Consider the following 25,533-nt stretch of genomic DNA (forward strand, 5'->3'; position numbering starts at 1 on the left):
CTGCGAGCTTGCTCGCGAAGGCGTAAGTGCTGCCAGTACAGATCTAAAGCCACACAGCGTCCTACAATGGGTACTCCCGAACGCTGTTGACCAGACCTGCGCGAACCGGATTGGCGACGATGTAGCGAGCAAAATGGACAAGATTACGCTCTTCTCGAACAGCGATATCATGAAAGCCACTCTGCCAAAACGTTCCGGAACAACCACTTGCCTTGTTCACCGCGATTGCGCTTCTCGACTTCACACGCTGGACCACGCCAGACAGAGAGTGACCTTTCAACTCAAGCAACCAATGAAAATGGTCTGGCATGACAACCCACGCCAATGAATCCGCCAACTGCCTCTCCTGAACATCTCGCAACTCGCTGACCAACAATCGACCCAGGCGCCAGTCGGAGAAAGCAGGCGCACGCTGAAATGTTTTTGCAGTCACCAGATAGATTTGCCCAACGTCAGAAGCCCGTCCAATACGCAGACGGTGTGAGTATGCTTTTCCAGCCATCCCTGGCCTCATTCATTGCCTGTTGAAAACTGACTCTAGCGCCTCGCCGAAGTGAAGGCGTGCTGATCGTTTACCCGAATATTTCCAGCCCGCGACACCCCACCACGCCCTGCCCTTTTTACTTATTCCCGCCATTCAGGCTAAATGGCGGGGTCGATTACCCAACAAGAACGGAACCTGTGATGTCTTCACGACGCACGACATCGGTCTGGATTGCCTGCTTTGCAGTGCTGTTCAGTCTGCTGGCCATGCCACTGTCACCCAGCACGCCACGTGCTGCAGGGGAACAGGTGCTGTGGGGGACGTTCTGTAGCGGCAGCGGCATTCGACTGGTCGCCGTTCCGTTGAACGAAGCGTCACAGAGCATTCCTGACGAGCAGCATCAATCTGCGATGCAGCATTGCCCGTGCTGTTCGGGGTCGGTGTTTGTGGTCATCCCGCCCGGTTTCAGCCATGGGCTGGTGGCGCGTCTGGAGCCCGAGCGCTTTGCGCCCGCGGTTTTCCTGATTCATGCCTCGCCGCGCCTGCAGTGGCCCAGCGCCAACCCGCGGGCCTCCCCGCCGGTCTGATACCCCGTTTGCCCGTGCCTGAATGCACCTGAATGGATTGACCGGAGAACCCCCATGCTCAAAAAAGCCCTCATGCTGGCCGCGCTGCTGCTGCCTGCTTGTTTTGCCCAGGCTCACCAGTACACCGCTGGCCAGATCATGATTGCCCATCCCTGGTCGATGGAGCTGCCACCCAACGCCCCGACCGTGGCCGCCTATTTCGTGCTCGAAAACAAAGGTGACACCGCAGACCGTCTGGTCAGCGTCGATACCCCGATAGCGGGTCAGGCACAACTGCATCAGCACATCCAGGCGGACGGCCTGATGAAGATGCAGCAGGTGCAAACCGTGGACGTGCCTGCCGGTGCCACTGTGACCTTTGCCCCCATGGCCTGGCACGTGATGCTGCTGGATATCAAAGACCGTTCGAAGCTGCTCGTCGGGCAACGCTTCCCGATGACGCTGCATTTCGAGAAGGCGGGCGATGTCCAGGTGCAGGTCGTGGTACAAAAGCAGGCACCCGAACACCAGCACTGAGTAGCCTTCCCGATTGAGCGCCATGCGCCAAACCCGCGAACGATCAGCCGTCCCTGTTAAAAACCGGGCCGCGTGGCTGAGCCTGTTCGCCATGTTGATGATTTTTATCGGTCCGCTGATTTCCCAGTCGATGCCGATGGATCAGCACGCCCCCAGGTTGATGCCGTCATCGATGCCCATGGAAATGGGCAGTTCGGCCGACAGCCACGCCCATCACGGCAGCGAACACGCCACATCGCCTGATGCGGGCATGGGTGATCATGCGCTGTGGGCCAAATGCGGTTACTGCACGCTGCTGTTCAGTTGCCCGGCGTTGCCTTATGTGCCCGTGCTGGTCGCCGACGCCCCGCCTCGCCCTGCGGACTTCTTTACTGCGCAGCCCCGACTCGGGCATGCGCAACGCGCCATCTTTCCCAATGCCCGAAGTCGGGCACCGCCAGCGCATCGCACAGCCTAGAACCAGAAAAATCCCACGACCGCCCTCGGCTCAGGCCCCGGGCGCGTTGTGCTGTGTTATCCCTCTTCGGGAGCGTTGACCGTGTCAAAACCCACTGTTTCTTTCTACAACCTGGCCTGGCGATGGCATTTTTACGCCGGGCTGTTCGTCGCGCCTTTCATGATCCTGCTGTCACTGACAGGGATCATTTACCTGTTCAAGCCACAGCTGGACAACCTGATGTACAGCGATCTGTTGAGCGTAACGCCCGCTCACCACACGATCAGCGCCGACGAGCTTCAACAGCGCGTGCTGAGCACTTATCCACAGGCCGCCATCAGCAAATATTTCCCGCCGGTCAGTGCCGAAGGCAGTGCGCAGTTCGTGATGCGTGATCAGGGACGTGAGGTGAACGTCTTTGTCGACCCGTACCGCGGCGAGATCCTGGGCACTCAGGACGCGAAGCAAAACCTGCAGGCCATCGCCCGCGCCCTGCACGGCGAGCTGATGATCGGAACGGTCGGTGACCGGCTGATCGAACTGGCGGCAGGCTGGGGCATCATGCTGGTGGTTTCAGGGCTCTATCTGTGGTGGCCACGCGGTTCACGCGTTGCCGGCGTGCTGTGGCCACGGCTGACCGCTCGCGGGCGCGTGCTGTGGAAAGACCTGCATGCGGTGACCGGTTTCTGGGGATCACTGATTCTGCTGTTCATGCTGCTCAGCGGCATGACCTGGACCGGCATGTGGGGCAAGCAGTACGCAGCGGTCTGGAACACCTTTCCTGCGGCAATGTGGACCAACGTGCCCACTTCCACGCAACTGGCCGGAGAACTCAACACCGCCAGCGCTCAGACCGTGCCGTGGGCGATGGAAAACACGCCGATGCCGCAATCCACTGGCGAGCATGCCGAGCACATGCATCAGCACGGCATGTCCGCAGGCCCCGCTGCGCCGAAGATCAGCCTGCAACAGGTGGTGGAGATCGCAACCGCCAAGGGTATCGAGCCTGGTTACAGCATTACTGCGCCCAAGAACGCCGAAGGCGTGTTCACGGTGTCGGTGTTCGCCGATGACCCGCGCAAAGACGCCACGCTGCATATTGATCAGTACAGCGGCAAGGTGCTGGCGGATGTTGGCTGGCGGGATTACAGCCTGGTTTCACGCGCGACCGAGATGGGCGTGATGCTGCATGAAGGGAAGTTTTTCGGCTGGCTCAACCAGTTACTGATCTTCCTCGCCTGTCTGATGATCCTGCTCAGCGCCGTCAGCGGGCTGGTGATCTGGTGGAAGCGTCGCCCTCAAGGCAGGCTGGGTGTACCGCCACTGCGTCACGACCTGCCACGCTGGAAAACTGCCATGGTGATCATGTTCGGCATTGCCATCGCATTCCCGCTGGTTGGGGTTTCGCTGGTCGCGGTGTGGCTATTTGATCGAATAGTTTTCTCCCGCTTTGCTAATTCCTCGGCAGCAGCTTAAATTGCACGCACGAGGCCTGAAACCGCCGGGCGGTTTTGTGATGAATTCCTCACCTGACAGGATCAGGCCTCGTGGTTTCAAGATATAAAAAGCCGCCTTCGCGGACTGTGTGAAAACGCAGTTGAAACGCCCCGACTTGTCGGGGCGTTTCCTTTTATGTCGTCAGCCAGTGAAAAAGCCCGGCCTGCCCGGACAACGCCAAGGGCGAAATCCCGGCGTTGTGCCTGCTCAACCATCGCGGCTAAACGCGGGTGAAGGCGTTTATTGCGTTCATGCAAGAGCTCCTGGCCTCAGCTCCCCCAGCGCGTCCAACACGCCCTGGCCCGACTGCTTGAGCTCGCGCCTGAACATTTGCGCCCAACGCATGCTACCCCTGTTTTTTTGGGGCTCTTCATCCTCCGCCTCTGGCAGATAGAGGCTCGCTACACCGGCATAGGTGTCGTAGTAGATCTTGCCCTCCAAAGCGGTACCCAACGCCTCTGCCCCCTCTGCCACCTGCGCCAACACCTTGGTGTGGTAAAGGTGCGCGACTTGGCGCATCACGTTGTGGGAGCCGGGAACATACCAGGCGATTTTCGCCCGCAGGCCCGTAACGGTCCGTACCGCCCCCTCTCCAAGGTACTCGACGTATTGCGTTCCCATCTCGGTCCACGCAATGCTTCCCACTTTTCGACCGGCCGCGACGTCTTTTACGGAAGTTGCCAACGAACCATAGCGTTTGAAGTGTCGCCAGCCTCGAATGGCGCTTCGCACGATCGCTTGGACACGATTGACAAGGCGCCCGATGCCACTGATCGCCCAGCGCAACATCCGGCCTGCTTGCTTGAGGATATTGGTGAAGTTACCGATGGATGCAAAACCCGTCACCATGCTCGCAATACCCAGTTTGTGAGCGAGTTCAGGATCGCTGTCTTCAAGAAACTTAGAGGTCACCTCCAGCGCCAGCGCAGTAAATGACAAAGCGCTGGTGATCGCAAAGAATGCAAGCGAAGCCCCGCCCGACGGAATGGCCAGCAATACCCCCACGACCGTCAACATGAACGACAGGGCGATGCCCCGCCATCGACTGCCCACGGGTTGGGGTCGGGTCTCGCGCAATGTTTGCTCAAGCCGGTCGATCAAATCGTCTTGCCCCCAACGACTGAGCATGATGTGCCCGCTGGGGTCGTGATAATCGATGGGATTACAGCAGTAACTGTATTCGTTGACTCCGCCACCATCGAACGGACTCAAGCTGTCCGGTTGTTGAAAACTTCGTATTTGCGGATGGTAGGCACGGTAGCCATTGCCCAGATGGTAGCAACCGGTCACGGGATCTCGACGCTCACCGTTATAGCCCTTGCAACTGCCCTCAAGGGGCGAGCCGTTTTCACCAAAGGGTGTGAAGGCACTTATAACCAATCCGTCGCAGACGCTTGGGTTATAAGCAATGGGACCGCTGTGAGGGTCGTCCAATGAGAGTGAAATACGGGGCCGTGCTCCGTTTTCCAGGGTCTGCTGCAGATAATCGCTCCCCAACATCACCTGCTTGATGACCTTGCCGTCACGATCAAACCAGACTTCACCGCACAGATGGTCGCCTTCGTAAACCAGCTCACAGGTTTGCCCGGTGGCTGCGACGTACTGAGCCGCGAGTCGCCCATATCCATCATAGGCGTAGCGGGTCAACAGCGTGTTTTGAGGGTCCTTCACTTCCAGCAGTTGCCCTTGAGCCGAATACTTCATCTTGTTGCCATCCGTGTCCTGCTCCATGCAACCATTCAAGCTCCAGGTCAACACCTTGCGGGTGGGTTGCGCACCTTCGATGCTGATCGATGCGCATTGGGTTGGCTCGCGTGTATCGTAGCCATAAAGCTGCGTCTGTTTAGCGTTGTCCACAAACGTCGTCTCACAGCGGTTAAGGCGCTGCAGACCGTCCCACTGGTAGACCTGCCTCCGGATTCGACGCCCCTGGGCATCGGCGGGGCAGTCATTGGCTGCAAAGGTGTCGCACTGATAAGTCGCCAACCGATCGCAGCTGTCGTGGCTGAATGTCTCGGTACGAACCCATTCATTGCCACGGTTCAGGGTCATGCCTGTCAGCAAGCCGTTGTCCGACCAGCGTTGATGCAGTGTCAGCAAGCTACTGCCAGCGCGTTGGTACTCTCGCAGAACTTCCTGCCCGAACACGTCGTATTGGTACCGAGTTGTCAACCGTGTGCCTTCCTGAGCGATCACTGCCGTCTGGCTGAGCAAATGGCCGTCCCGGGTGTAACAAAACGAGACGTCAATGCCGTTGTGACGTTGGCGCAAGGTGTGTTGGTCCCGGTTTAAAAACAGGCGCAGAACGCTACCGTCACTGCGTCGCGCGGCCAACAGATTGCCCATCAGCGAGCGCGTTTCGCTACCTTTACGCGAGCCTCGCGGGGTTCTCACCACGCTTCGCGTGTCGCCCAGCAAGCCGGGCCGGCTCAGGGTGTCGCTGTGGGGGCCGATCAAAAAGCCATCCTGCTGGTTGACGTTTTCGTGGGTGCTGACCGAGAGGGTTTTCCCCAACTCAGTGAATGCGAGAGAGCTCAGCAGATTGCTTGGGGATTTATGGGATGCTCCCATAGATTTTTCCTTAAAACACATGCCTCCCCCCTCCAATAACTCTGCGCGAAGGGACGTTCCGTCTGGTTGCATCATGGCCCCATCGACTAGTGCTACATAAGTACGGAGGCCCCTTCGACTGGTGTTGATTTCCGACGGTTCATCAATGGTTTGGGTGCCGATCTCGATGCCATTGACCGAAAGGCGAGTGACGTGGGTGCTAAAACCACCATATTCCCTGTCCTCCACACTCCCGTCGAGTTTTGTGATCCTGACAACGCGCCCCAGATCGTCATAAACCATCGACACGCCGCTTTGCGAATCACCTCGTTGAAGCTGAGTCAAGCGTCCTGCCACGTCATAGCAAACGCTGACTTCCGCGCGCGCCGATCCATCATCACCTCGATGCGAATGCATGCGCCGAACGGTACCATCCGCAAGCACCTCACTCTTCGACGTCTGCGTGATCACCTTGCCCTGCTCGGTACGCCATGACTGCACGGTCGTGCTTGAACCGGCACTCTCAATGGTTGTTTCTTCCTGATTCCAGAGCAGATTCTTCCTTACGGGCAACACCCTGCGTTTACCCAACTCCGAACGGCGACGCAGCCCGCCCGGCCAATAGTCGTAACGCGTGTGATCGCGTTTGCAGATCAGGCTGTCGAACTCAATTTCGTCCAGGACACACCAACCAGCATGGTTGGGTGCCTTCAGCTCTCTGCGGATGGGTCGCTGTAGTCCGTCGAAAAGCGTTCGAGTGATTTGCCCCATCGCCTGCAGGGTGGTCGCTTGAAGCCCCTTATCGTCGAAGCAGTAGGTGGTTTTCTGTTCCGAGACGGGTTGGGCGGATGGATCGACAGTCTTCTTGCCGGGCAGGAGGGAAAATCGCTGTTCGCTGACGACTCTCCCCATGGCGTCATAAGCCCAGCGAAGCTCTTCCCCCGCTCGACGGCGGATCAGGCAGCGACGCGTCAGACGTGAGCGAATCTCGGTTGATAATGTCTCCTGGCCCTCTGTGGGGTCGGAGGAGTCGGAGGAGTCGAAGGAGGTGGCGGAGGTGCGAACAACAAAGCCTCGCTCCACAGGATTGTCCTCCCAGTGCAATGTAGTAGTAAGGTAGGTTCTCGCCCCGCGGAGATAGGTTCTCTGAATGTTAGTTGATGACCAGGTGAACGCCTTGCACCCCTCATTGGACGTCTTGGTTTTGCGCGGTTCTTCACTGATCCGTTCATGACGGATCAGAGGGGCGGTGCGCCCTTCTGCCAGGCTCAACCTCCAAGTACTTGGCGCCGCCACGACACCTTCGATTTTTACAATATCGCAAGCAGACAAAACGGTGGAGTCGGCACGGCTCTGCCCGCAGTAACCATAGAGAACCAAGGCGAGCGGGACGTGCTTCCCGCCTAATACTTGATACTGATATTCGGCCATCGCCGGTGGCAAGGTATGGTCCGGAACCTGGGGACACTTAAGCGTCACTAAACTCAATTGCTCCAGGTTTTCCGACGCGCTTTCGTCTTCCAAATCATGAACTTCAAACTCTTGCAGAGGACCGGCGTATTCAATTGGCGACATGCCGTCACCACCCGAACGCGGGTAATATCGCCACTCCGTTATCGTGCCATCAGCGGCGATGCTTTGCGTCAGCTGTCCATCGCCGTTATAGGTAAAGGATCGAACGCTGGTCATCGACGAGGCGAATAGCTTCAGAGGATCGCTGCTATCCCTCTTCAATACATCAGGGCTTGTTAAGTCACGCCCACTGAAGTCATTGGAATAACAGTACATAAAAAAGAACCCCCCTGCCCAAGCGTTAGAAGCACAACATTCATTTGCAAGCCTGAACAATTCTTTGTCATCATTTTTCCAGCACGTCACCTCAAACCTTGGCAAGCCCGCCCCGCTCATAGCCTTTTCAGCGACGCCAATCGATTGGTAGCTTATGTACTTATACTCTGAACACCCGTTCCCCGTAACCGCACTCCCTATTTCCTGGTGGGCCGCGTCATAAAACTTTCTGGTCACGAAACGATACCCTTTTTCTACTGAAGCACTTTCTACCCAGTAAAAATACTTGCTCAGCGAATAGTGTCCTCTCTCGCCATTGAGCGCATTACTTATGTACCGATGATATTTATCACAATTAAGACCCTCCGCCTCCTGAATAACAACCAAGACGTCAAGGCTGACGTTCTCCAAGGGCGTCACATAGGTGGAGCTGGAATAACTATAAGTCGTTTGGATATTTTCCTGTTGCCCCCCGGGCATCAGGATATGCCGCGATACACGAGGCAGTGCCGGCTGGCCATTAGAGAACTTCACGGCCTCCACGTAATAGGATACCCACTCAACCGATCCGTCCCCCTCTTCCAGGCGTGTCAATATCCGGTCCAGCGTCGGGTCGACGCTGTAGCCACAATGCACAGACTCAAATAAGTGATCGGACTGCGTGCACCGGATATCGCACAACAAATAATTCGCTAACGTTAACGTTACCTGGAATGCCTCGCTCGAACCGGGCCAGACTTCCATCGAAACCTGCGTATGCGAATACTTTGCCGTGAACAAGACGGTGCTGCCGCTTCTTACTTCAGTGAGTTGAAACTGACCCCGCAGGCGGTTCCAGTTCAGCGACAACTGCCCCCCTGTGGCGGAAATGATCCTGGAGGGCACAAGTTGTACAAAGGGTCTGCGCCAGTAACCCAGTGCATCGTCGATCGCCTTGGTGTTTTCTCGCCATTTCTTTACCGCTTCGTCCCAGTCCAGTTGTTCAGCAATGGCATAGAGCGCCGGACTGCAGACTGCCAATATCCATTGCCACACGCCTTCTGGTTTAGGCGGACAGGGTTTCGCCTTGTTCTTGATTTGCTCTAAAAGGTCAATGATCTTCAAGCGCAGCGCATCATTGGGTTCTACGTTATCGCCTGTCGGTCTGCTCAAGACCTCGCGAGTTCCACTGGGGTAATGCAGGGTGAACTCGCTGTAATCGTTATTGCTTGAAACCCAGCAGGCTCGTTTGGTCAAGCGTTTTCCCTGACCGAGCGCCAACCATTCAGCATCATCGAATTTGATATGCACGCCATCTGCCAGCGTGAGCGCCCGGTCACGCACATCCAGACTTGAGAACCGAAACGCCCATCCATCACCGAGTCCGGCCTCATTGCCGCGCAGCGCAGAGTAATGCAGCGTCAGGTCGCAGACCGGTCCATTGCCCTCAACACCCTGCAAGGTTGCAACCGGGTAGTGGGCGTGAAACAGCCCGGTACGTGAGTCGACTCCGGTTTCACTGTGTCCGCTGACGTCGAACACCTCCGAGCGAAAGGTATTGCCGTAATCCTCGCAAAGCGGGCTCGAGGCCACATAGGGATCAACCGCTTTCGGGGTGACCCGCACAACGGGGTCCCGGCTAAACCAAAAGCTGAAAGCATGCACTTTACCAACGTGCCCCAGTGTCATTGACACCTCAGGAGGCATGCTTTCCGGATAATAAAATTCAAGCTCAATACCCGGAGTAGCCCTGGACGGGCCGCGCCAGTTCGCGGACTCCGCGGTCACGCGGCAGTCGGGGACGCTGGATGAAACCACTTTCACACCCAGCGCACGCGCTTGTGGAGTCAAGCGAAATGCGCTTTCCTCGCTAAAGTCGAGGCGGTTTGTCAAACTATCTACTGAAATCATTGGCGTCGCGGCTTGAACGACGTAATCCGTTATCCGGAACAGCGCACTGTCATCGGCAAGTGCCTGATCCATGTTCTGATAAGACGTAAACACTTCACCCGTTACATGGTCGATGACTTCAACGATATCGCTTGGAAACATTTTAACTTCCGGGCCCCAGGCAACAACCTCCAATGCGACCGTCAGTTCTGAGTCGCGCGGAACCCATAGCGCGATTTCATCCACAGCATTTGCCTTGCAGGCTAATGTTGCGGAGACACCATCAGCACTGCCGATCCTCAAGCAGGGCCACTGCCGTGACTTTATGAAGTCGCAGAACGCAAGAACCCACTGCGCCTTTCCTTTCTCACCTGTTGTCAGGGGCGCGAACCGCGCGCTGTACATGACCTCATGGCTGTGCGGATGGCGGACGATGACAACCAGCCCGGTCTCGTCACCGTGGTAAAGATCCGCCACGCACACGTCAGCCGGCAACCAGTTATCCAGACAGGGTTCTGTGCTGAATACCCTGAGCGCGTCGCCACTTTGCCAGAGCGTCGCCGTGACAGTATTTGGCGCGAGGGCATCGGTCAGGTCATTGCCTATCCGAACATACGGTGCTAACGCAGATTTACCGACAGCGGTTGACCAGGCCGATAACCAGGTATCGCTTTTACCCTTGACGGGAGTCGGAGCGACAAAACTGAACGCCGGGACCACTTCCCTGGCCGAAAACGCATCCATCACGTAGACATTCAGGCATTGTCCGGAGGGTAACGATTTCGCTCCGTCGACGGTCGCCTGGTTGATCCAGTCTGCACACGTCAGTGTCACCGACAGGTCAGAGTCCTGAGGCACCCATAGCGCATTACCTGCGTTCATAGGGGTAATGGTGCAGGTCTGCGCATTTTTAACCCCCGCACGCAACAGACGGCTGTCGCGATTGAGCGCAACACACAGGTCCTCTCCCCATTGTTCGAGGGTCAATCGGTCCTTTTTCACGTTGAAAAAGTGATTCTCGTACAGCGCCTGGGTGCTGATGTCCCGCACTTGAACGCACAAGCGCACGCCTTCCTTCAGCGTCTCGCCTGTTACCGCCAGTGCTTGAACCTGATTGGTGGAGAAAGGCGCCGTCGTAAATGCGCGATTTCGACAGCTGTGGTGCCACAGACGGATAGGCAGCGCTGTTCCGTCTGTCTTGAAGTTGTTGTTGTCGAAGTTGCCCGCGGTGATTGAGCGAAAAGGACGGTTGAATGCTTGTGCGAACGCCGCCGGCCACTGATGCTGCTTGCAGTTCGTGCTGTCCGCGGTAAACGTCACCTCATCTATCAACTTGCCGTCGCTCTGACGGATGAGGCAGGCGGTCAGCGTTTCCCCCACTGCGAGGTCGCGCCCGGCCCTTATCTCGCAAGGGCTGGTCCAGCCGTTTTCCGAGCTGCCGCAGTACAGCCGATCAAAGCCATCCATGTCTGGCAGCGTGTCGTCGGGATCGGTGGTTAGCACATATCCCATGTCGCTGTAATTGATGACACCGGTAGTCGGTGCTGTAGCAGGCGCGGCCGCTGAAGTGGACATTTTTCGGACTCCCTGTCTGAAAAACTCACCAAAAGATGAGGTTACGGTTCTCGATACTCGAAACAGTACTTAGCTTACGACCCGTGCGCCGCGGCGTGACCTGTCACTCTTGACAGCACTTAGACCGTATCGCGATCAGCGTCTGCCGATTGATTTCGTCTAGCGCTGAACGTGCTTGCATGTCTGTACGTGCCCCCAACGCAACGCCCTTTTTCGTCCGAGACAGATTCTGCGAACAGGGCGGCGGCGGGAACAGACCCTGGGTTTTCACACCGCCTGTTCGGGCGGCTTTTCTGGTTTGGCGCACCCAGCGCACCAACAATGCACGTCGTCGCGCACCAACCTCACTTCCGGGCTCCACATCAGTGCACCGCTCATCTTCCATGGCGCTCAAAGGCCCGTTCTAAAGCCGTTTTTCGGGCTGGGCACAGCCTTTGCTTGGGAGCCTTTAAAGAGTCGTTCTGCACAACCAAAAAAACAGATCAACGGAGCCCGTCCAATGAAGCGTCGCAGTCTGATCAAAGCTTTCACCCTGTCCGCATCCATCGCAGCCATGGGCCTGTCATGGACCGTTCAGGCCGCCGAAACCATCAAGGTCGGCATCCTGCATTCGCTTTCCGGGACAATGGCCATTTCCGAGACCTCGTTGAAAGACATGGCCCTGATGACCATTGACGAGATCAATGCCAAGGGCGGCGTAAACGGCAAGATGCTGGAACCGGTGGTGGTCGACCCGGCGTCCAACTGGCCGCTGTTCGCGGAAAAGGGCCGTCAATTGCTGACCCAGGACAAGGTGGCCGTGGTGTTCGGCTGCTGGACCTCGGTGTCGCGCAAATCGGTCCTGCCGGTCTTTGAAGAACTCAACGGCCTGCTGTTCTACCCCGTGCAGTACGAAGGCGAAGAAATGTCGCCCAACGTGTTCTACACCGGTGCAGCGCCTAACCAGCAGGCGATTCCTGCCGTCGAGTATGTGATGAGCGAAGACGGCGGCGAGGCCAAGCGCTTCTTCCTGCTGGGCACCGACTACGTCTACCCGCGCACCACCAACAAGATTCTGCGCGCGTTCCTGCACTCCAAAGGCGTGAAAGACAGCGACATCGAAGAGGTCTACACCCCGTTCGGCCACGCCGATTACCAGACCATCGTCGCCAACATCAAGAAGTTCTCCGCTGGCGGCAAAACAGCGGTCATCTCCACCGTCAACGGCGACTCCAACGTGCCGTTCTACAAGGAACTGGCCAACCAGGGCCTGAAAGCCACCGACGTACCGGTCGTGGCCTTCTCGGTCGGCGAAGAAGAACTGCGCGGCATCGATACCAAGCCGCTGGTCGGTCACCTCGCGGCCTGGAACTACTTCCAGTCAGTGGAAAACCCGGTCAACAAGAAGTTCGTCGCTGACTGGACCGCCTACGCCAAGAAGAAAAACCTGCCGGGCGCTGACAAGGCCGTGACCAACGACCCGATGGAAGCCACCTATGTCGGTATCCACATGTGGGCGCAGGCCGTCGAGAAAGCCAAGTCCACCGACGTCGACAAGGTTCGCGAAGCCATGGCCGGGCAGACCTTCGCCGCGCCGTCCGGCTTTACCCTGACGATGGACAAGACCAACCACCACCTGCACAAGCCGGTGATGATCGGTGAAGTCGAGGAAAACGGTCAGTTCAACGTGGTCTGGCAGACCAAGGAACCGATCCGTGCCCAGCCATGGAGCCCGTACATCCCTGGCAACGACAAGAAGCCGGATCATGCGGTGAAGAGCAACTGATAACGGATGATCGCTTCCACCGCCCTGTGGAAGCGAGCGCGCTCGCGAAGAGGCCCGTGCATTGAACAGCAATGCGCAGCTTGAACAACCGCTTTCGCGAGCAGGCTCGCTCCCACGGGCAGGTGGATTTATCCAGACGTGTCCAGCAAGGCCATTGATATGCCCTCTTACCTCTACCGCCTGATCCTCGCCATCGCCCTGCTGCTGCCTTTCACGGCGCAGGCCAGCGATGCGGGCGATTTCGCAGCGGCCAGTTCTTCGCAACAGGCAGATTTGCTTGAAGCCTGGGCGGCCAAGCCTGTTCCTGAGCGGGTCGAACTGCTTGAAGCGCTGCGCGACGGCCGGGTTGCTGCCGACAGCAGCAAGCGCGCCTGGATCGAAAACAATGACCAATATGTCGCTGTAGACGCCGCGGCCCCGGCTGCGGCAGATGCACCCACACCTGATGAACCGCGCAAACTGCGCCTGAACAACCGGCTGCGGGGTCTGGTCGAGACCGCGCTGGCCAGCCACCAATTGCTCGCGGCCGATGTAAAACTGCGCATGGCTGCCGCCCTGCAATTGCAGAAAAGCGCCCGCCCTGCGCAACTGGACCTGTTGAGCCAACGCGTGGCGACCGAGAAAGACTCCGGCGTAAAAGACGCACTGACCCTGGCACTGGCCAACCTGCAACTGGTCGACAGCAGCCCCAGCGTGCGCCTTGCCGCTGTACGCCTGCTGGGCGAAACCGGTGACCCGCTGGCCCGCACGCGCCTCGAGTCACTGTTGTCGCCGGGCGTTGAAACCGATGCATCCGTGCGGATTGCCGCTGAAACCAGCCTGGCGCAGGTCAAACGCAAACTGATGATCGGTGAGATCCTCGGCCAGGCGTTCAGCGGCATGTCGTTGGGCTCGATCCTGCTGCTGGCCGCACTGGGCCTGGCGATTACCTTCGGCCTGCTGGGCGTGATCAACATGGCCCATGGCGAAATGCTGATGCTCGGTGCCTACTCGACTTACGTCGTGCAGTTGATGCTCCAGCGCTACGCGCCGAGCGCCATCGAGTTTTATCCATTGGTGGCATTGCCCGTGGCGTTCTTCGTGACGGCGCTGATCGGCATGGCACTGGAGCGCACGGTGATTCGCCATCTGTATGGCCGCCCACTGGAAACCCTGCTCGCCACCTGGGGCATCAGCCTGATGCTGATTCAGGCGGTGCGCCTGGCCTTCGGCGCACAGAATGTCGAGGTCGCCAACCCGCAATGGCTGTCCGGTGGTATTCAAGTGCTGCCCAATCTGGTGCTGCCTTACAGCCGCATCGTGATCATCGCCTTCGCGCTGTTCGTCGTGGTGCTCACCTGGCTGCTGCTGAACAAGACCCGTCTGGGCCTGAACGTGCGTGCCGTGACCCAGAACCGCAACATGGCCGCCTGCTGCGGCGTGCCGACCGGGCGTATCGACATGATGGCCTTCGGGCTGGGCTCGGGCATCGCAGGCCTGGGCGGCGTGGCCTTGAGCCAGATCGGCAACGTCGGTCCGGACCTGGGCCAGAGCTACATCATCGACTCGTTCCTGGTGGTGGTGCTCGGCGGCGTCGGGCAACTGGCCGGCAGCGTGATGGCGGCTTTCGGGCTGGGCATCGCCAACAAGATTCTCGAACCGCAAATCGGCGCCGTACTGGGCAAGATCCTGATCCTGGCGCTGATCATTCTGTTTATCCAGAAACGTCCGCAAGGCCTCTTCGCGTTGAAAGGACGGGTGATTGACTGATGAGCCAGCCATTGATGGTAACCGCTGCACAAAAGGTCGGCCCCAAGGGCACGCTGACGGTGGGCATTCTGGTGCTGGCTGTCTTGCTGGCCATGCCGCTGCTTTCGCTGCTGCCCGCCGACAACAGCCTGCAGGTGTCGGCCTACACCCTGACACTGGTGGGCAAGATTCTCTGCTATGCCATTGTTGCCCTGGCGCTGGATCTGGTCTGGGGTTACGCCGGGCTGCTGTCGCTGGGCCACGGCCTGTTCTTCGCGTTGGGCGGTTATGCCATGGGCATGTACCTGATGCGCGAAGCCGCGGGTGACGGCCTGCCCGCGTTCATGACCTTCCTGTCGTGGACCGAACTGCCGTGGTACTGGGCAGGCACGGATCACTTCCTGTGGGCCATGTGTCTGGTGGTACTGGCACCCGGACTGCTGGCGCTGGTGTTCGGCTTCTTCGCCTTTCGCTCGCGGATCAAGGGCGTGTACTTCTCGATCATGACCCAGGCCCTGACCTTCGCGGGCATGCTGCTGTTCTTCCGCAACGAAACCGGTTTCGGCGGCAACAACGGTTTCACCAACTTTCGCAGCATTCTGGGTTTCAGCATCAGTTCGCAGGGCACGCGGGCAACGCTGTTTCTGGCGACCGTGATACTGCTGGTGGTCAGCCTGTACATCGGCTGGCGTCTGGCGCAGAGCAAGTTCGGCCGGGTGCTGACCGCACTGCGCGATGCGGAAAACCGCCTGATGTTCTGCGGCTATGACCCGCGCGGGTTCAAGCTGTTCGTCTGGGTCTTGAGCGCAGTGCTGTGCGGCCTTGCCGGTGCGCTGTATGTGCCGCAGGTCGGCATCATCAACCCGAGCGAAATGTCGCCGACCAACTCCATCGAGGCCGCCGTGTGGGTCGCGCTGGGTGGGCGCGGCACGCTGATCGGCCCACTGCTGGGTGCCGGACTGGTCAACGGCATGAAGAGCTGGTTCACCGTGGCATTCCCGGAATACTGGCTGTTCTTCCTTGGCGCGCTGTTCATTATTGTCACGCTCTACCTGCCTAAAGGCGTCATCGGCGTACTGAAGAAAAGGAACGAGTCATGAAAACCACGCCAACGCCCTCCCTCATGCTTGAGCCCGTGCTGGCCCCCAACTCCGACGCAGGCACCAGCCGCGAAGCGCTGGGTCTCGGCCAAAGTGCAGGCAAGGGGCTGAATACGCGCCACGGCACGATCCTGACCCTGGAAGACATCAGTGTCAGCTTCGACGGTTTCAAGGCGCTCAATGACCTGAATCTGTACATCAGCGTGGGTGAACTGCGCTGCATCATCGGCCCCAACGGCGCGGGCAAAACCACGCTGATGGACGTGATCACCGGCAAGACCCGGCCCAGCCAAGGTAAAGCCTGGTTCGGGGAAACGCTGGACCTGACCCAGATGAGCGAAGTGCAGATCGCCCAGGCCGGGATCGGACGCAAATTCCAGAAGCCCACCGTGTTCGAGGCACTGAGCGTGTTCGAGAACCTGGAGCTGGCGCAGAAGACTGACAAGTCGGTGTGGGCCAGCCTGCGCGCCCGCCTCAATGGCGAACAGCGCGACCGGATCAACGAGGTACTGGAAACCATTCGCCTGACAGGCTCTGCGCAGCGTCCGGCGGGGTTGCTGTCCCACGGTCAGAAGCAGTTTCTGGAAATCGGCATGCTGCTGGTCCAGGACCCGCAATTGCTGCTGCTCGACGAGCCGGTCGCCGGCATGACCGACGCCGAAACCGAATTCACTGCCGAACTGTTCAAGAGTCTGGCGGGCAAGCATTCGCTGATGGTGGTCGAGCACGACATGGGCTTCGTCGGCTCGATTGCCGACCACGTGACTGTGTTGCACCAAGGCAGCGTACTGGCCGAAGGGTCGCTCAATGATGTGCAGGCCGATGAACGTGTGATTGAGGTGTACCTGGGCCGTTGAAAAATCCAGCCCGGTCCGCCCCCACAAGCTGAAAGGCGCCGGGATGTCACTGGCAAGCCGCTCATGGCCAACGATCAAGCTGTCACAAACGAGAACATGAACCATGCTGCAGGTCGAAAAGCTTCATCAATATTACGGCGGCAGCCACATTCTGCGTGGCCTGTCCTTTGACGTGAAGGTCGGTGAAGTCACCTGCCTGTTGGGCCGCAACGGCGTGGGCAAAACCACGCTACTGCGGGTGCTGATGGGCTTGCTGCCGTCAAAGGAAGGCTCGGTGAAATGGGAAGGCAAGGCCATCACAGGCTTCAAGCCGCACCAGCGCGTTCACTCAGGTATCGCGTACGTGCCACAGGGCCGGGAGATCTTCGGAAGGTTGACGGTCGAGGAAAACCTGCTGATGGGCCTGTCGCGCTTTCCGGGCTCTGAAGCGAAGGAGGTGCCCGCCTTTATCTACGAACTGTTCCCGGTATTGCTGCAAATGAAGCACCGCCGTGGCGGCGACCTGTCGGGTGGTCAGCAGCAGCAACTGGCGATCGGCCGCGCACTGGCAAGTCGCCCGCGCCTGCTGATTCTCGATGAACCCACCGAAGGCATTCAGCCGTCGGTGATCAAGGAAATCGGTGCGGTGATCAAGAAGCTGGCCGAACGCGGCGACATGGCGATTCTGCTGGTGGAGCAGTTCTACGACTTCGCCGCCGAACTGGCGGACCAGTATCTGGTGATGTCGCGAGGTGAAATCGTGCAGCAGGGTCGTGGCGAGAACATGGAGGCCGAAGGTGTGCGCGGTCTGGTCACCATTTGATGCGCCAATCCGTTATCGTGCAGCCCTCGACACAGAATTGAAGACGCCATGAATCTGCCTGCCAACACCGCCCTGTTCACTCCCAGCTGGCACGCCGAGCTGGAGCTGGGTTATGGGCGTTTTGACGACAGCACGCGGCCTGTTCAGCGCCGTCACAAAGGCCCGCTGCGGGTGCAGAAACACCTGTACGCGGAAGGACCGCAGGTGTGTCAGCACATCATCGTTCACCCGCCGGGCGGTATCGCAGGCGGCGACCGGCTGGATATTTCAGCGAAGGTCGGCACCGATGCCTGGGCGCAACTGACCAGCCCCGGCGCAGCGAAATGGTATCGCGCGGCAAGCCCTGCCTTTCAGCAACTGGAACTGCAGGTCGAGCCCGGCGCGACGCTGGAATGGTTGCCTCAGGAAACCATCGTGTTCAGCAACGCTCAGGCCGAACTGACCACCCGCATCGAACTGAAAGGCGACGCGAAGCTGTGTTACTGGGATGTCGTGGCGCTGGGCCGTCCGGCCAGTGGCGAGCGTTTTGAGCACGGGCACTTTCAGTCCGCGCTGGATATCCGCCGCGACGGCACATTGATCTGGCATGAACGTCAACGCATTATCGGTGGCGACGGGCTGCTGGCTTCGCCCGTCGGGCTGGATGGCCATACGGTATTTGCTACCTTGCTGATCACCGGCGAAGTAGACAGCGAACTGCTTGAAGCCTGCCGCAGCCTGTCGATGCCCAATCCGGTGCGCGGCGATCTGACCCAACTGCCAGGGCTGGTCGTGGCGCGCTGTCTGGCCGATGAAGCCTTGCACGCGAGGGCCTGGCTGATCGAACTGTGGAAAAAACTGCGCCCGGCCATGCTGGGACGCGAGGCGGTGACGCCGAGAATCTGGAATACATGAAGTCGGGCAACTATAGACAGGCTGGACGTGGGAGCGGACTTGTCCGCGAATGCTGCACTTCAGCCGCTGCATCTTCACCGGACCTGCCGGTTTTTCCGCGGACAACCGGAACGCCGTCCGGTCCGCACACAAAGCACTAACGATGACTGCACAGCACCCCGAACACTACAACACGGAACGCCCATGGACCTGACGCCACGCGAAAAAGACAAGCTGCTGATTTTCACCGCAGGACTGGTTGCCGAACGGCGCCTGGCGCGCGGGGTGAAGCTCAATTACCCGGAAGCCATGGCCTACATCTCCGCTGCGCTGCTGGAAGGCGCGCGCGATGGCCAGACGGTCGCCGACCTGATGCATTACGGCACGACGCTGCTGACCCGCGAGCAAGTGATGGAAGGCATCCCGGAAATGATTCCGGAGATTCAGGTAGAAGCGACTTTTCCAGACGGGACCAAACTGGTCACCGTGCACCAACCGATAGCCTGAGGAACCGACATGCCAGACGCAATTCGCGATGCGCTGCCGGACGATCTGCCCGGCATCCTCGCCATCTACAACGATGCGGTGCTCAACACCACCGCCATCTGGAACGAGCAGCCGGTGGATCTGGCCAACCGTCAGGCATGGTACGCATCGCGCCAGACGCAGGCCTATCCGATTCTGGTTGCAGTGGATGCGGCGGGTGACGTCGTGGGTTATTCGTCGTTCGGCGACTGGCGTCCGTTCGAGGGCTTTCGTCATACGGTCGAGCACTCGGTCTATGTGCGCGCCGATCAGCGCGGCAAAGGTCTGGGGCCGAAACTGATGTCAGCCCTGATCGAACGCGCCCGCACGTGCGATAAACACATGATGGTCGCTGCCATCGAAAGCGGTAACGCTGCCTCCATTTCACTGCATGAGCGACTCGGCTTCACGACCACCGGCCAGATGCCACAGGTCGGCACCAAGTTCGGTCGCTGGCTGGACCTGACCTTCATGCAACTGGACCTGTCGCCCGGCGCTGAGGCGCCTGCTTCGCAAGCCCCCACATCCGCCTAGACGAGAGCCTTGAATGAACTCAGCACAGTTGCGTCGCGTCACCACCGAAAGCTTCGCGCATTACCGCCAGGGCCTGGCGCAGCTGTTGTTCGACACCGTCCACGACGGCGCATCGGTCGGGTTCATGGCCGACCTGAACCTGGAGCAGGCGCTGAGCTGGTGTGAGGGTTTAAGAGCCGACGTTGCCTCAGGCAATCTGCTGCTGTGGGTCGTGGTCGATAACGAACGCGTCCTCGCCAGTGCCCAGCTTGCGTTGTGCCAGAAGCCCAATGGGCTTAACCGTGCCGAGGTGCAGAAACTGATGGTCCTGCCTGCCGCGCGAGGCCGTGGTCTGGGCAGGCAACTGATGGACGCGGTCGAACAGGCCGCCACGAAGCACAAGCGCGGCTTGCTGCACCTGGACACCGAAGCAGGCTCGACGGCCGAAGCCTTCTATCGCTCGATGGCCTATATCCGCGTAGGCGAACTGCCCGATTACTGCGCCACACCGGACGGCCGCTACCGGCCGACCGCCATTTACTTCAAAACCTTGGGGCAACCGACATGATCCCTGGTCAATACCAGATCCAGCCCGGCGAGATCGAACTCAACGCCGGCCGCCGCACCCTGAGCCTGACCGTCGCCAACAGTGGCGACCGTCCGATTCAGGTGGGCTCGCATTTTCATTTTTTCGAAACCAACGACGCCCTGACCTTCGACCGTACCGCCAGCCGCGGCATGCGCCTGAACATCCCGGCCGGCACCGCCGTGCGCTTCGAGCCTGGGCAATCACGTGAAGTCGAGCTGGTGGATCTTGCCGGGTTGCGCAAGGTATACGGGTTTGCCGGTCGGGTGATGGGCGAGCTGGATTGATATCAGACCGGACGCAAACCCCGGGTCGTTCCTGTGCTCCGTGCAGGAATGCAGCCGTGACGCTTTGCGCAGGGCTCTTAAAGAACACAAGGAATCACCATGAAGATTTCCAGACAAGCCTACGCCGACATGTTCGGCCCCACGGTCGGCGACAAGGTTCGCCTGGCCGACACCGAGCTGTGGATCGAAGTCGAGAAGGACTTCACCACCTACGGTGAGGAAGTGAAATTCGGCGGCGGCAAGGTCATCCGTGACGGCATGGGCCAGGGCCAGTTGCTGGCTGCCGAGGTGGTCGACACGCTGATCACCAACGCGCTGATCATCGATCACTGGGGCATCGTCAAGGCCGACGTCGGCCTCAAGAACGGGCGTATCGCCGCCATCGGCAAGGCGGGTAACCCGGACATCCAGCCCGACGTGACCATCGCGGTAGGTGCCGCCACGGAAGTCATCGCCGGCGAGGGCATGATTCTCACCGCAGGCGGCGTCGATACGCACATCCACTTCATCTGCCCGCAGCAGATCGAAGAAGCGCTGATGAGCGGCGTGACCACAATGATCGGCGGCGGCACAGGACCGGCCACGGGCACCAATGCCACGACCGTCACACCTGGCCCGTGGCACATGGCACGCATGCTCCAGGCAGCGGATAGTTTCCCGATGAACATCGGCCTGACCGGCAAGGGCAACGTCAGCCTGCCTGGCCCGCTGATCGAGCAGGTAAAAGCAGGTGCCATCGGCCTCAAGCTGCACGAAGACTGGGGCACTACGCCTGCTGCCATCGATAACTGCCTGAGCGTGGCTGATGAATACGACGTGCAGGTGGCGATTCACACGGACACCCTGAACGAGTCAGGCTTCGTGGAAACCACATTGGGGGCGTTCAAGGGACGTACGATCCACACCTACCACACCGAGGGTGCCGGTGGCGGTCACGCGCCGGACATCATCAAGGCCTGCGGCTCGCCGAACGTGCTGCCCAGTTCGACCAACCCGACCCGGCCCTTCACGCGCAACACCATCGACGAACACCTGGACATGCTGATGGTCTGCCATCACCTGGACCCGAGCATCGCCGAAGACGTCGCGTTCGCGGAAAGCCGTATCCGCCGCGAGACCATTGCTGCCGAGGACATCCTTCACGATCTGGGGGCGTTTTCGATGCTCAGTTCCGACAGCCAGGCCATGGGCCGGGTCGGCGAAGTGATCATGCGCACCTGGCAGACTGCCGACAAGATGAAGAAACAGCGTGGCCCGCTGCCTCAGGACGGCCCCGGCAATGACAACTTCCGCGCCAAGCGCTACATCGCCAAATACACCATCAACCCTGCGATCACTCACGGCATCAGCCATGAAGTCGGCTCGATCGAAGTCGGCAAATGGGCGGACCTGGTGCTCTGGCGCCCGGCGTTCTTTGGCGTCAAGCCGACGCTGATCCTGAAGGGTGGCGCTATCGCCGCCAGCCTGATGGGCGACGCCAATGCCTCGATCCCGACGCCGCAGCCGGTCCACTATCGCCCGATGTTCGCCAGCTACGGCAGCTCGCTGCACGCCACCAGCATGACCTTCATCAGCCAGGCCGCGTTCGACGCAGGCGTGCCGCAATCACTGGGTTTGAAAAAGCAGATCGGCGTGGTCAAAGGCTGCCGCACCGTGCAGAAAAAAGACCTGATCCACAACGACTACCTGCCCGACATCGAAGTCGACCCGCAGACCTATCAGGTCAAGGCCGACGGCGTATTGCTATGGTGTGAACCGGCGGACGTGCTGCCGATGGCGCAGCGGTATTTTCTGTTCTAGAACCCTGAGGGGCCTTCCACAGGGAAGGCCCCTCAGGCCTGGCATGCTCATCAAGCGCTTTACTCTTGAGCCAGCCATTCGTTCAGCCGGGTCTTGAACCAGAACTTCAGATGAAAGTCAGTCACTGTTTCCAGCCTCTCACCCTGCTTGAAGAAAATGACGGTCGGTACAGATTCAACGTTGTAGGCCTTGACTGTCTTTTCACAACTCTCCATCGGCAAACGTAATATCACGACCTTACTGTCATACTCCAACGCAAGGTCATCCATGATTTTTCCCGTCCGGGTACTGTAATCATCTTCGCCGAACGTGTTTTTTCCGGGCCGGCTGAACTCTGCCAATAAAAGCGGCGTATCTCTGGCCGCAATCTAAGCCTTCATTTTTCCAATAAACGTCTCGTCTGCCTGAAGCACCTCAAGCATTTGCAGCACGTCGTTGATGGCATCCAGCATGCCTATATCCTGTGGCGTCGCCTTTTTTTTCAGCACCCTGCGCAAGGTCAGTAGAACGCCCAGTTTTCCAAAGGCGACTTCGTCCAGGCTTGTCGTTTTCTTCTCAACGATGCTGTTTGCGGCAAGATTGATACGCTCTTCAACCCAGTCGAGCGACTTTTGCAGGGAGGCCATCAACAGGTTGTCGATCACCTGAACCATCCGTTCCCTGGTCTGCTCCCCAACGAGTTCGCCCGCTTGCTTGCCGTTGAGCACCATAATCATGGTCGGGCCATGGTTGATGCCATAAGTGCCTGATGCGTCTGGATTTAAAGTGTCTTTCAAGTCCGAATCCAGCTCGATCTCTATTCGGCAGAACACGACCTTTGCGGCGTAATGCGTGCCCAACTCGTCAATGATCGCGTCCATTTTGGCGCTGGCATTGGGTTCGCCTTGTCGATTGAGCTTTTCTTTCGTGGAGAACTCGACCACCACCAGCTTCTTATTGCTGGCCTTGATGACCGCCTCATCGAAGCTCGAATCAGTAACCGTTTCTACGCTCATGCTGCGGACCTCCGCTCAAGTAATCCGTCGATCCACGATAGGGCGTCACAAAAACAGCGTCTACTGACAGAAATGTCAGTCAACCGTCTGTTTGTAGCGCCGTGTAAAGGCGGTAAGATGCGCCATCTCCGTCAAGCTCCCCCAGCAAGGTAACCGGCCATGCGCCTCTCCGAATTCATCGTTCTCCACGTGGATCGCATCGTCGATGAATGGGAAGACTTCGCCAGAACTCTGAAACCTGCTGCCGACACCATGAACAGCCTCGAACTGCGCGACCACGCCAAATCGATTCTGCTGGCGTCTGCGCGTGACATGGACACTGCGCAGAGCAAGAGCGAGGAAATCGCCAAAGCCCGTGGTGAGGAGCTGAACAAGACGCCGAGCCTGGATGAAGCGGCCGCCAGCCACGGCGAACTGCGTCATGAAGTGGGGTTTGATCTGGTGCAGATGACCTCCGAGTTCAGGCACCTGCGTGCCAGCGTCATTCGCCTGTGGGTCGACAGCCTGACCACGCCGCAACTGGCCGATTTTCGCGACGTGATTCGCTTCAACGAAGCCATCGACGAAGCCCTCGCCGAATCCACTGCGGCCTATGCCGAGCGTGTGGCGCGTTCGCGGGACATCTTTCTGGCGATTCTGGGCCATGACCTGCGTGCACCGCTCCAGGCGGTCAGCATGTCCACCGAGTTGCTGGCCCGCAAGCTGGTGATGGACGACAAGACCCAGGGCTATATTTCGCGCATCAAGACCAGTACCCGGCACATGGGCACGATGGTCGGTGACCTGCTGGAATTCGTGCGCAGCCGCCTGGGCGCCAGCCTGCCGGTCGAGCGCAAGTACATGGACCTGGCAGTTGCCTGCCGGGAAGCGCTTGAAGAGGCCAGCGCCGGCCAGCCGGGATCAGCGCCTGTATTGACCATCGAAGGCGACACACAGGGGCACTGGGACAGCGGGCGGATCGGCCAGATGTTGCAGAACCTGATCGGCAATGCCTTGCAGCATGGTGCGGCCAGTCACGAGATCAGCGTACGGATCAAAGGCGGACCGGACACGATCGAACTGGTGGTCCACAACGAAGGCAAGCCGATTGCCGAAGACGCCATCGGCACGATCTTCGACCCGCTGGTGCGCAGCTCGGAAGAAAACAGCGAAAGCCGCACGACCTCGACCAGCCTGGGCTTGGGGTTGTTCATCGTCAAGGAAGTGGTCAACGCCCACAGCGGCAGCATCACCGTCACCTCGACCATCGGCGACGGCACCACCTTTACTGTGGTACTGCCCAAGAGCTGATGGCTGCGATGGCAGTGCCTGCACAGTAAGACCGGGCATACGCCATCTTGTCGGAGATACCGCCGTATTTTCGGGGCTACTCTGTCTGGCAGCAAACACGGAATTGTGGTTTTGCTGTGAGACAGTGCTGCGTCAGACTGAGCAGCATCGCCCACTCACACGCGATCAGTTTCCCCACTGCGCCCGCGGGTCGAACGCCGAGCTGTCGGCCAGTTTCTGCCATAGCGCACGGCTTGCTTCATCAATCTGCTTGGGCATGACGATCTTGAGCTGGGCGTACAGGTCGCCGCGCTCGCCGCTCTTGCTCATCAGACCGTTACCCTTGATACGCAGACGCTGGCCGTTCTGGCTGTCGGGGCGGATGGTCAGGTTGATACGGCCGGTCAGGGTCGGCACCGCGACCTTGGTGCCCAGTGCAGCTTCCCACGGTGCCAGTGGAACGGTGATGACCAGATCATGCTCTTCGACCTCGAACATCGGGTGCGGTGCCAGACGAATGATCAGGTAGAGATCACCATTGGCCCCACCGGCAATTCCGGGTGCGCCCTGCCCTTTGAGACGAATGCGTTCGCCATCGACCACGCCTGCCGGAATCTTCACGTTCAGGGTTTTGGTGATGTCGCTCATGCGTTGCCCGTTGGGGCTATGTTGCGGCACCTTGAAGCTGACCTGTTTGGACTCGGCCGACAGCGTCTCTTCCAGGAAGACGGCCAGCTCCATTTCCACATCCTGCCCCTTGCGACCCGGATTGCGGCTGCGACCACCCTGCTGGGCGCGCCCGCCGAAAATGGAGCTGAAGAACTCGGAAAAATCCGCTGTTTCTTCACCAAACCCGCCCGCACCGGCACGGCTCTGCCAGCCCGGTGGCGCTTGAAAAGGACGTCCCTGACGCCCGTACTTGCGCAGCTCGTCATATTCGGCACGCTTGTCGGCGCTGCTGAGGACTTCATACGCCTCGGACGCTTCCTTGAATTTGTCCTCGGCCCCCGCCTCTTTACTGACGTCGGGGTGATACTTGCGCGCCAGCTTGCGATAGGCGGTCTTGATCGCCTTGTCGTCAGCAGTCGGCTCGACGTCCAGTATCTTGTAGTAGTCTTTGAAATCCATCTA

The 25,533-nt window shown here is 59.2% G+C and carries 21 protein-coding genes; 16 read left to right on the forward strand and 5 right to left on the reverse strand.

Annotation, left to right across the window (positions count from 1 at the left end; translation table 11 throughout):
* Positions 1 to 61: 61 nt before the first annotated feature.
* Positions 62 to 502 (reverse strand): REP-associated tyrosine transposase, encoded by a 441-nt coding sequence (locus tag H8S56_RS11220; RefSeq protein ID WP_187518683.1) that lies wholly within the window; start codon positions 500 to 502, stop codon positions 62 to 64.
* Positions 503 to 684: 182 nt separating this feature from the next.
* Between H8S56_RS11220 and H8S56_RS11225 the strand changes: the two genes are divergently transcribed.
* From H8S56_RS11225 to H8S56_RS11240, 4 genes are all read left to right on the forward strand, one after another.
* Positions 685 to 1,071, forward strand: a complete 387-nt coding sequence (locus H8S56_RS11225) for a DUF2946 domain-containing protein (RefSeq protein ID WP_024695528.1) — start codon at positions 685 to 687, stop codon at positions 1,069 to 1,071.
* A 54-nt stretch (positions 1,072 to 1,125) separates the two neighbouring features.
* Positions 1,126 to 1,587: a copper chaperone PCu(A)C gene (locus H8S56_RS11230; protein ID WP_024695529.1), complete on the forward strand. Its 462-nt coding sequence runs from the start codon at positions 1,126 to 1,128 to the stop codon at positions 1,585 to 1,587.
* Positions 1,588 to 1,600: 13 nt separating this feature from the next.
* Positions 1,601 to 2,044: a DUF2946 domain-containing protein gene (locus H8S56_RS11235; protein WP_408003808.1), complete on the forward strand. Its 444-nt coding sequence runs from the start codon at positions 1,601 to 1,603 to the stop codon at positions 2,042 to 2,044.
* 81 nt (positions 2,045 to 2,125) lie between these two features.
* Positions 2,126 to 3,499, forward strand: a complete 1,374-nt coding sequence (locus H8S56_RS11240) for a PepSY-associated TM helix domain-containing protein (protein ID WP_024688748.1) — start codon at positions 2,126 to 2,128, stop codon at positions 3,497 to 3,499.
* Between the two features lie 270 nt (positions 3,500 to 3,769).
* Here the strand turns inward: H8S56_RS11240 and H8S56_RS11245 are convergent, their stop codons facing one another.
* A complete protein-coding gene (locus H8S56_RS11245) occupies positions 3,770 to 11,302 on the reverse strand; it encodes an RHS repeat-associated core domain-containing protein (RefSeq protein ID WP_187518685.1) in 7,533 nt (2,510 codons plus the stop codon).
* A gap of 499 nt (positions 11,303 to 11,801) precedes the next feature.
* On the opposite strand from H8S56_RS11245, the gene urtA reads away from it, so the two are divergent.
* The 11 genes from urtA to ureC all read left to right on the forward strand — a co-directional run bounded on the left by urtA (position 11,802) and on the right by ureC (position 22,138).
* Positions 11,802 to 13,067 carry an urea ABC transporter substrate-binding protein gene (gene urtA / locus H8S56_RS11250; RefSeq protein WP_024688750.1) on the forward strand — a complete coding sequence of 422 codons (1,266 nt, stop codon included), beginning with the start codon at positions 11,802 to 11,804 and terminating at the stop codon, positions 13,065 to 13,067.
* 159 nt (positions 13,068 to 13,226) lie between these two features.
* Complete coding sequence (gene urtB / locus H8S56_RS11255) at positions 13,227 to 14,816, forward strand: urea ABC transporter permease subunit UrtB (RefSeq protein WP_187518686.1); 1,590 nt, start codon at positions 13,227 to 13,229, stop codon at positions 14,814 to 14,816.
* Entirely contained in the window at positions 14,816 to 15,895 is a 1,080-nt protein-coding gene (urtC, locus tag H8S56_RS11260; RefSeq protein ID WP_024688752.1) for an urea ABC transporter permease subunit UrtC, read from the forward strand. The genes urtB and urtC overlap by 1 nt, the downstream gene beginning before the upstream one ends.
* A complete protein-coding gene (gene urtD / locus H8S56_RS11265; RefSeq protein WP_187518687.1) occupies positions 15,892 to 16,752 on the forward strand; it encodes an urea ABC transporter ATP-binding protein UrtD in 861 nt (286 codons plus the stop codon). Before urtC ends, urtD begins: the two co-directional genes overlap by 4 nt.
* Positions 16,753 to 16,855: 103 nt before the next feature.
* The gene (gene urtE, locus H8S56_RS11270; RefSeq protein WP_024688754.1) at positions 16,856 to 17,554 is read left to right on the forward strand and encodes an urea ABC transporter ATP-binding subunit UrtE; all 699 of its coding nucleotides are present in this window, start codon (positions 16,856 to 16,858) and stop codon (positions 17,552 to 17,554) included.
* A 48-nt stretch (positions 17,555 to 17,602) separates the two neighbouring features.
* Positions 17,603 to 18,448 carry an urease accessory protein UreD gene (locus tag H8S56_RS11275; protein ID WP_187518688.1) on the forward strand — a complete coding sequence of 282 codons (846 nt, stop codon included), beginning with the start codon at positions 17,603 to 17,605 and terminating at the stop codon, positions 18,446 to 18,448.
* A gap of 183 nt (positions 18,449 to 18,631) precedes the next feature.
* Positions 18,632 to 18,934, forward strand: a complete 303-nt coding sequence (locus H8S56_RS11280; RefSeq protein WP_004887254.1) for an urease subunit gamma — start codon at positions 18,632 to 18,634, stop codon at positions 18,932 to 18,934.
* A 9-nt stretch (positions 18,935 to 18,943) separates the two neighbouring features.
* The gene (locus H8S56_RS11285; RefSeq protein WP_024695535.1) at positions 18,944 to 19,486 is read left to right on the forward strand and encodes a GNAT family N-acetyltransferase; all 543 of its coding nucleotides are present in this window, start codon (positions 18,944 to 18,946) and stop codon (positions 19,484 to 19,486) included.
* Between the two features lie 13 nt (positions 19,487 to 19,499).
* On the forward strand, positions 19,500 to 20,033 hold the full coding sequence (locus H8S56_RS11290) for a GNAT family N-acetyltransferase (RefSeq protein ID WP_187518689.1): 534 nt from the start codon (positions 19,500 to 19,502) through the stop codon (positions 20,031 to 20,033).
* Positions 20,030 to 20,338, forward strand: coding sequence for an urease subunit beta (locus H8S56_RS11295; protein ID WP_187518690.1), 309 nt, complete (start codon positions 20,030 to 20,032; stop codon positions 20,336 to 20,338). The genes H8S56_RS11290 and H8S56_RS11295 overlap by 4 nt, the downstream gene beginning before the upstream one ends.
* Before the next feature lie 99 nt (positions 20,339 to 20,437).
* Positions 20,438 to 22,138: an urease subunit alpha gene (gene ureC / locus H8S56_RS11300; RefSeq protein ID WP_024688759.1), complete on the forward strand. Its 1,701-nt coding sequence runs from the start codon at positions 20,438 to 20,440 to the stop codon at positions 22,136 to 22,138.
* Positions 22,139 to 22,197: 59 nt separating this feature from the next.
* Here the strand turns inward: ureC and H8S56_RS11305 are convergent, their stop codons facing one another.
* Both H8S56_RS11305 and H8S56_RS11310 read right to left on the reverse strand, forming a co-directional pair.
* On the reverse strand, positions 22,198 to 22,407 hold the full coding sequence (locus H8S56_RS11305) for a thioredoxin domain-containing protein (protein WP_187518691.1): 210 nt from the start codon (positions 22,405 to 22,407) through the stop codon (positions 22,198 to 22,200).
* A gap of 99 nt (positions 22,408 to 22,506) precedes the next feature.
* Positions 22,507 to 23,133 (reverse strand): thioredoxin family protein, encoded by a 627-nt coding sequence (locus H8S56_RS11310; RefSeq protein ID WP_187518692.1) that lies wholly within the window; start codon positions 23,131 to 23,133, stop codon positions 22,507 to 22,509.
* 159 nt (positions 23,134 to 23,292) lie between these two features.
* On the opposite strand from H8S56_RS11310, the gene H8S56_RS11315 reads away from it, so the two are divergent.
* The gene (locus H8S56_RS11315) at positions 23,293 to 24,423 is read left to right on the forward strand and encodes a sensor histidine kinase (protein WP_187518693.1); all 1,131 of its coding nucleotides are present in this window, start codon (positions 23,293 to 23,295) and stop codon (positions 24,421 to 24,423) included.
* Between the two features lie 165 nt (positions 24,424 to 24,588).
* On the opposite strand, the gene cbpA is transcribed toward H8S56_RS11315, so the two are convergent.
* Positions 24,589 to 25,530 (reverse strand): curved DNA-binding protein, encoded by a 942-nt coding sequence (cbpA, locus tag H8S56_RS11320; protein ID WP_024689407.1) that lies wholly within the window; start codon positions 25,528 to 25,530, stop codon positions 24,589 to 24,591.
* Positions 25,531 to 25,533: the final 3 nt, after the last annotated feature.

Source organism: Pseudomonas triticifolii (assembly GCF_014358015.1).
Classification (GTDB): domain Bacteria; phylum Pseudomonadota; class Gammaproteobacteria; order Pseudomonadales; family Pseudomonadaceae; genus Aquipseudomonas; species Aquipseudomonas triticifolii.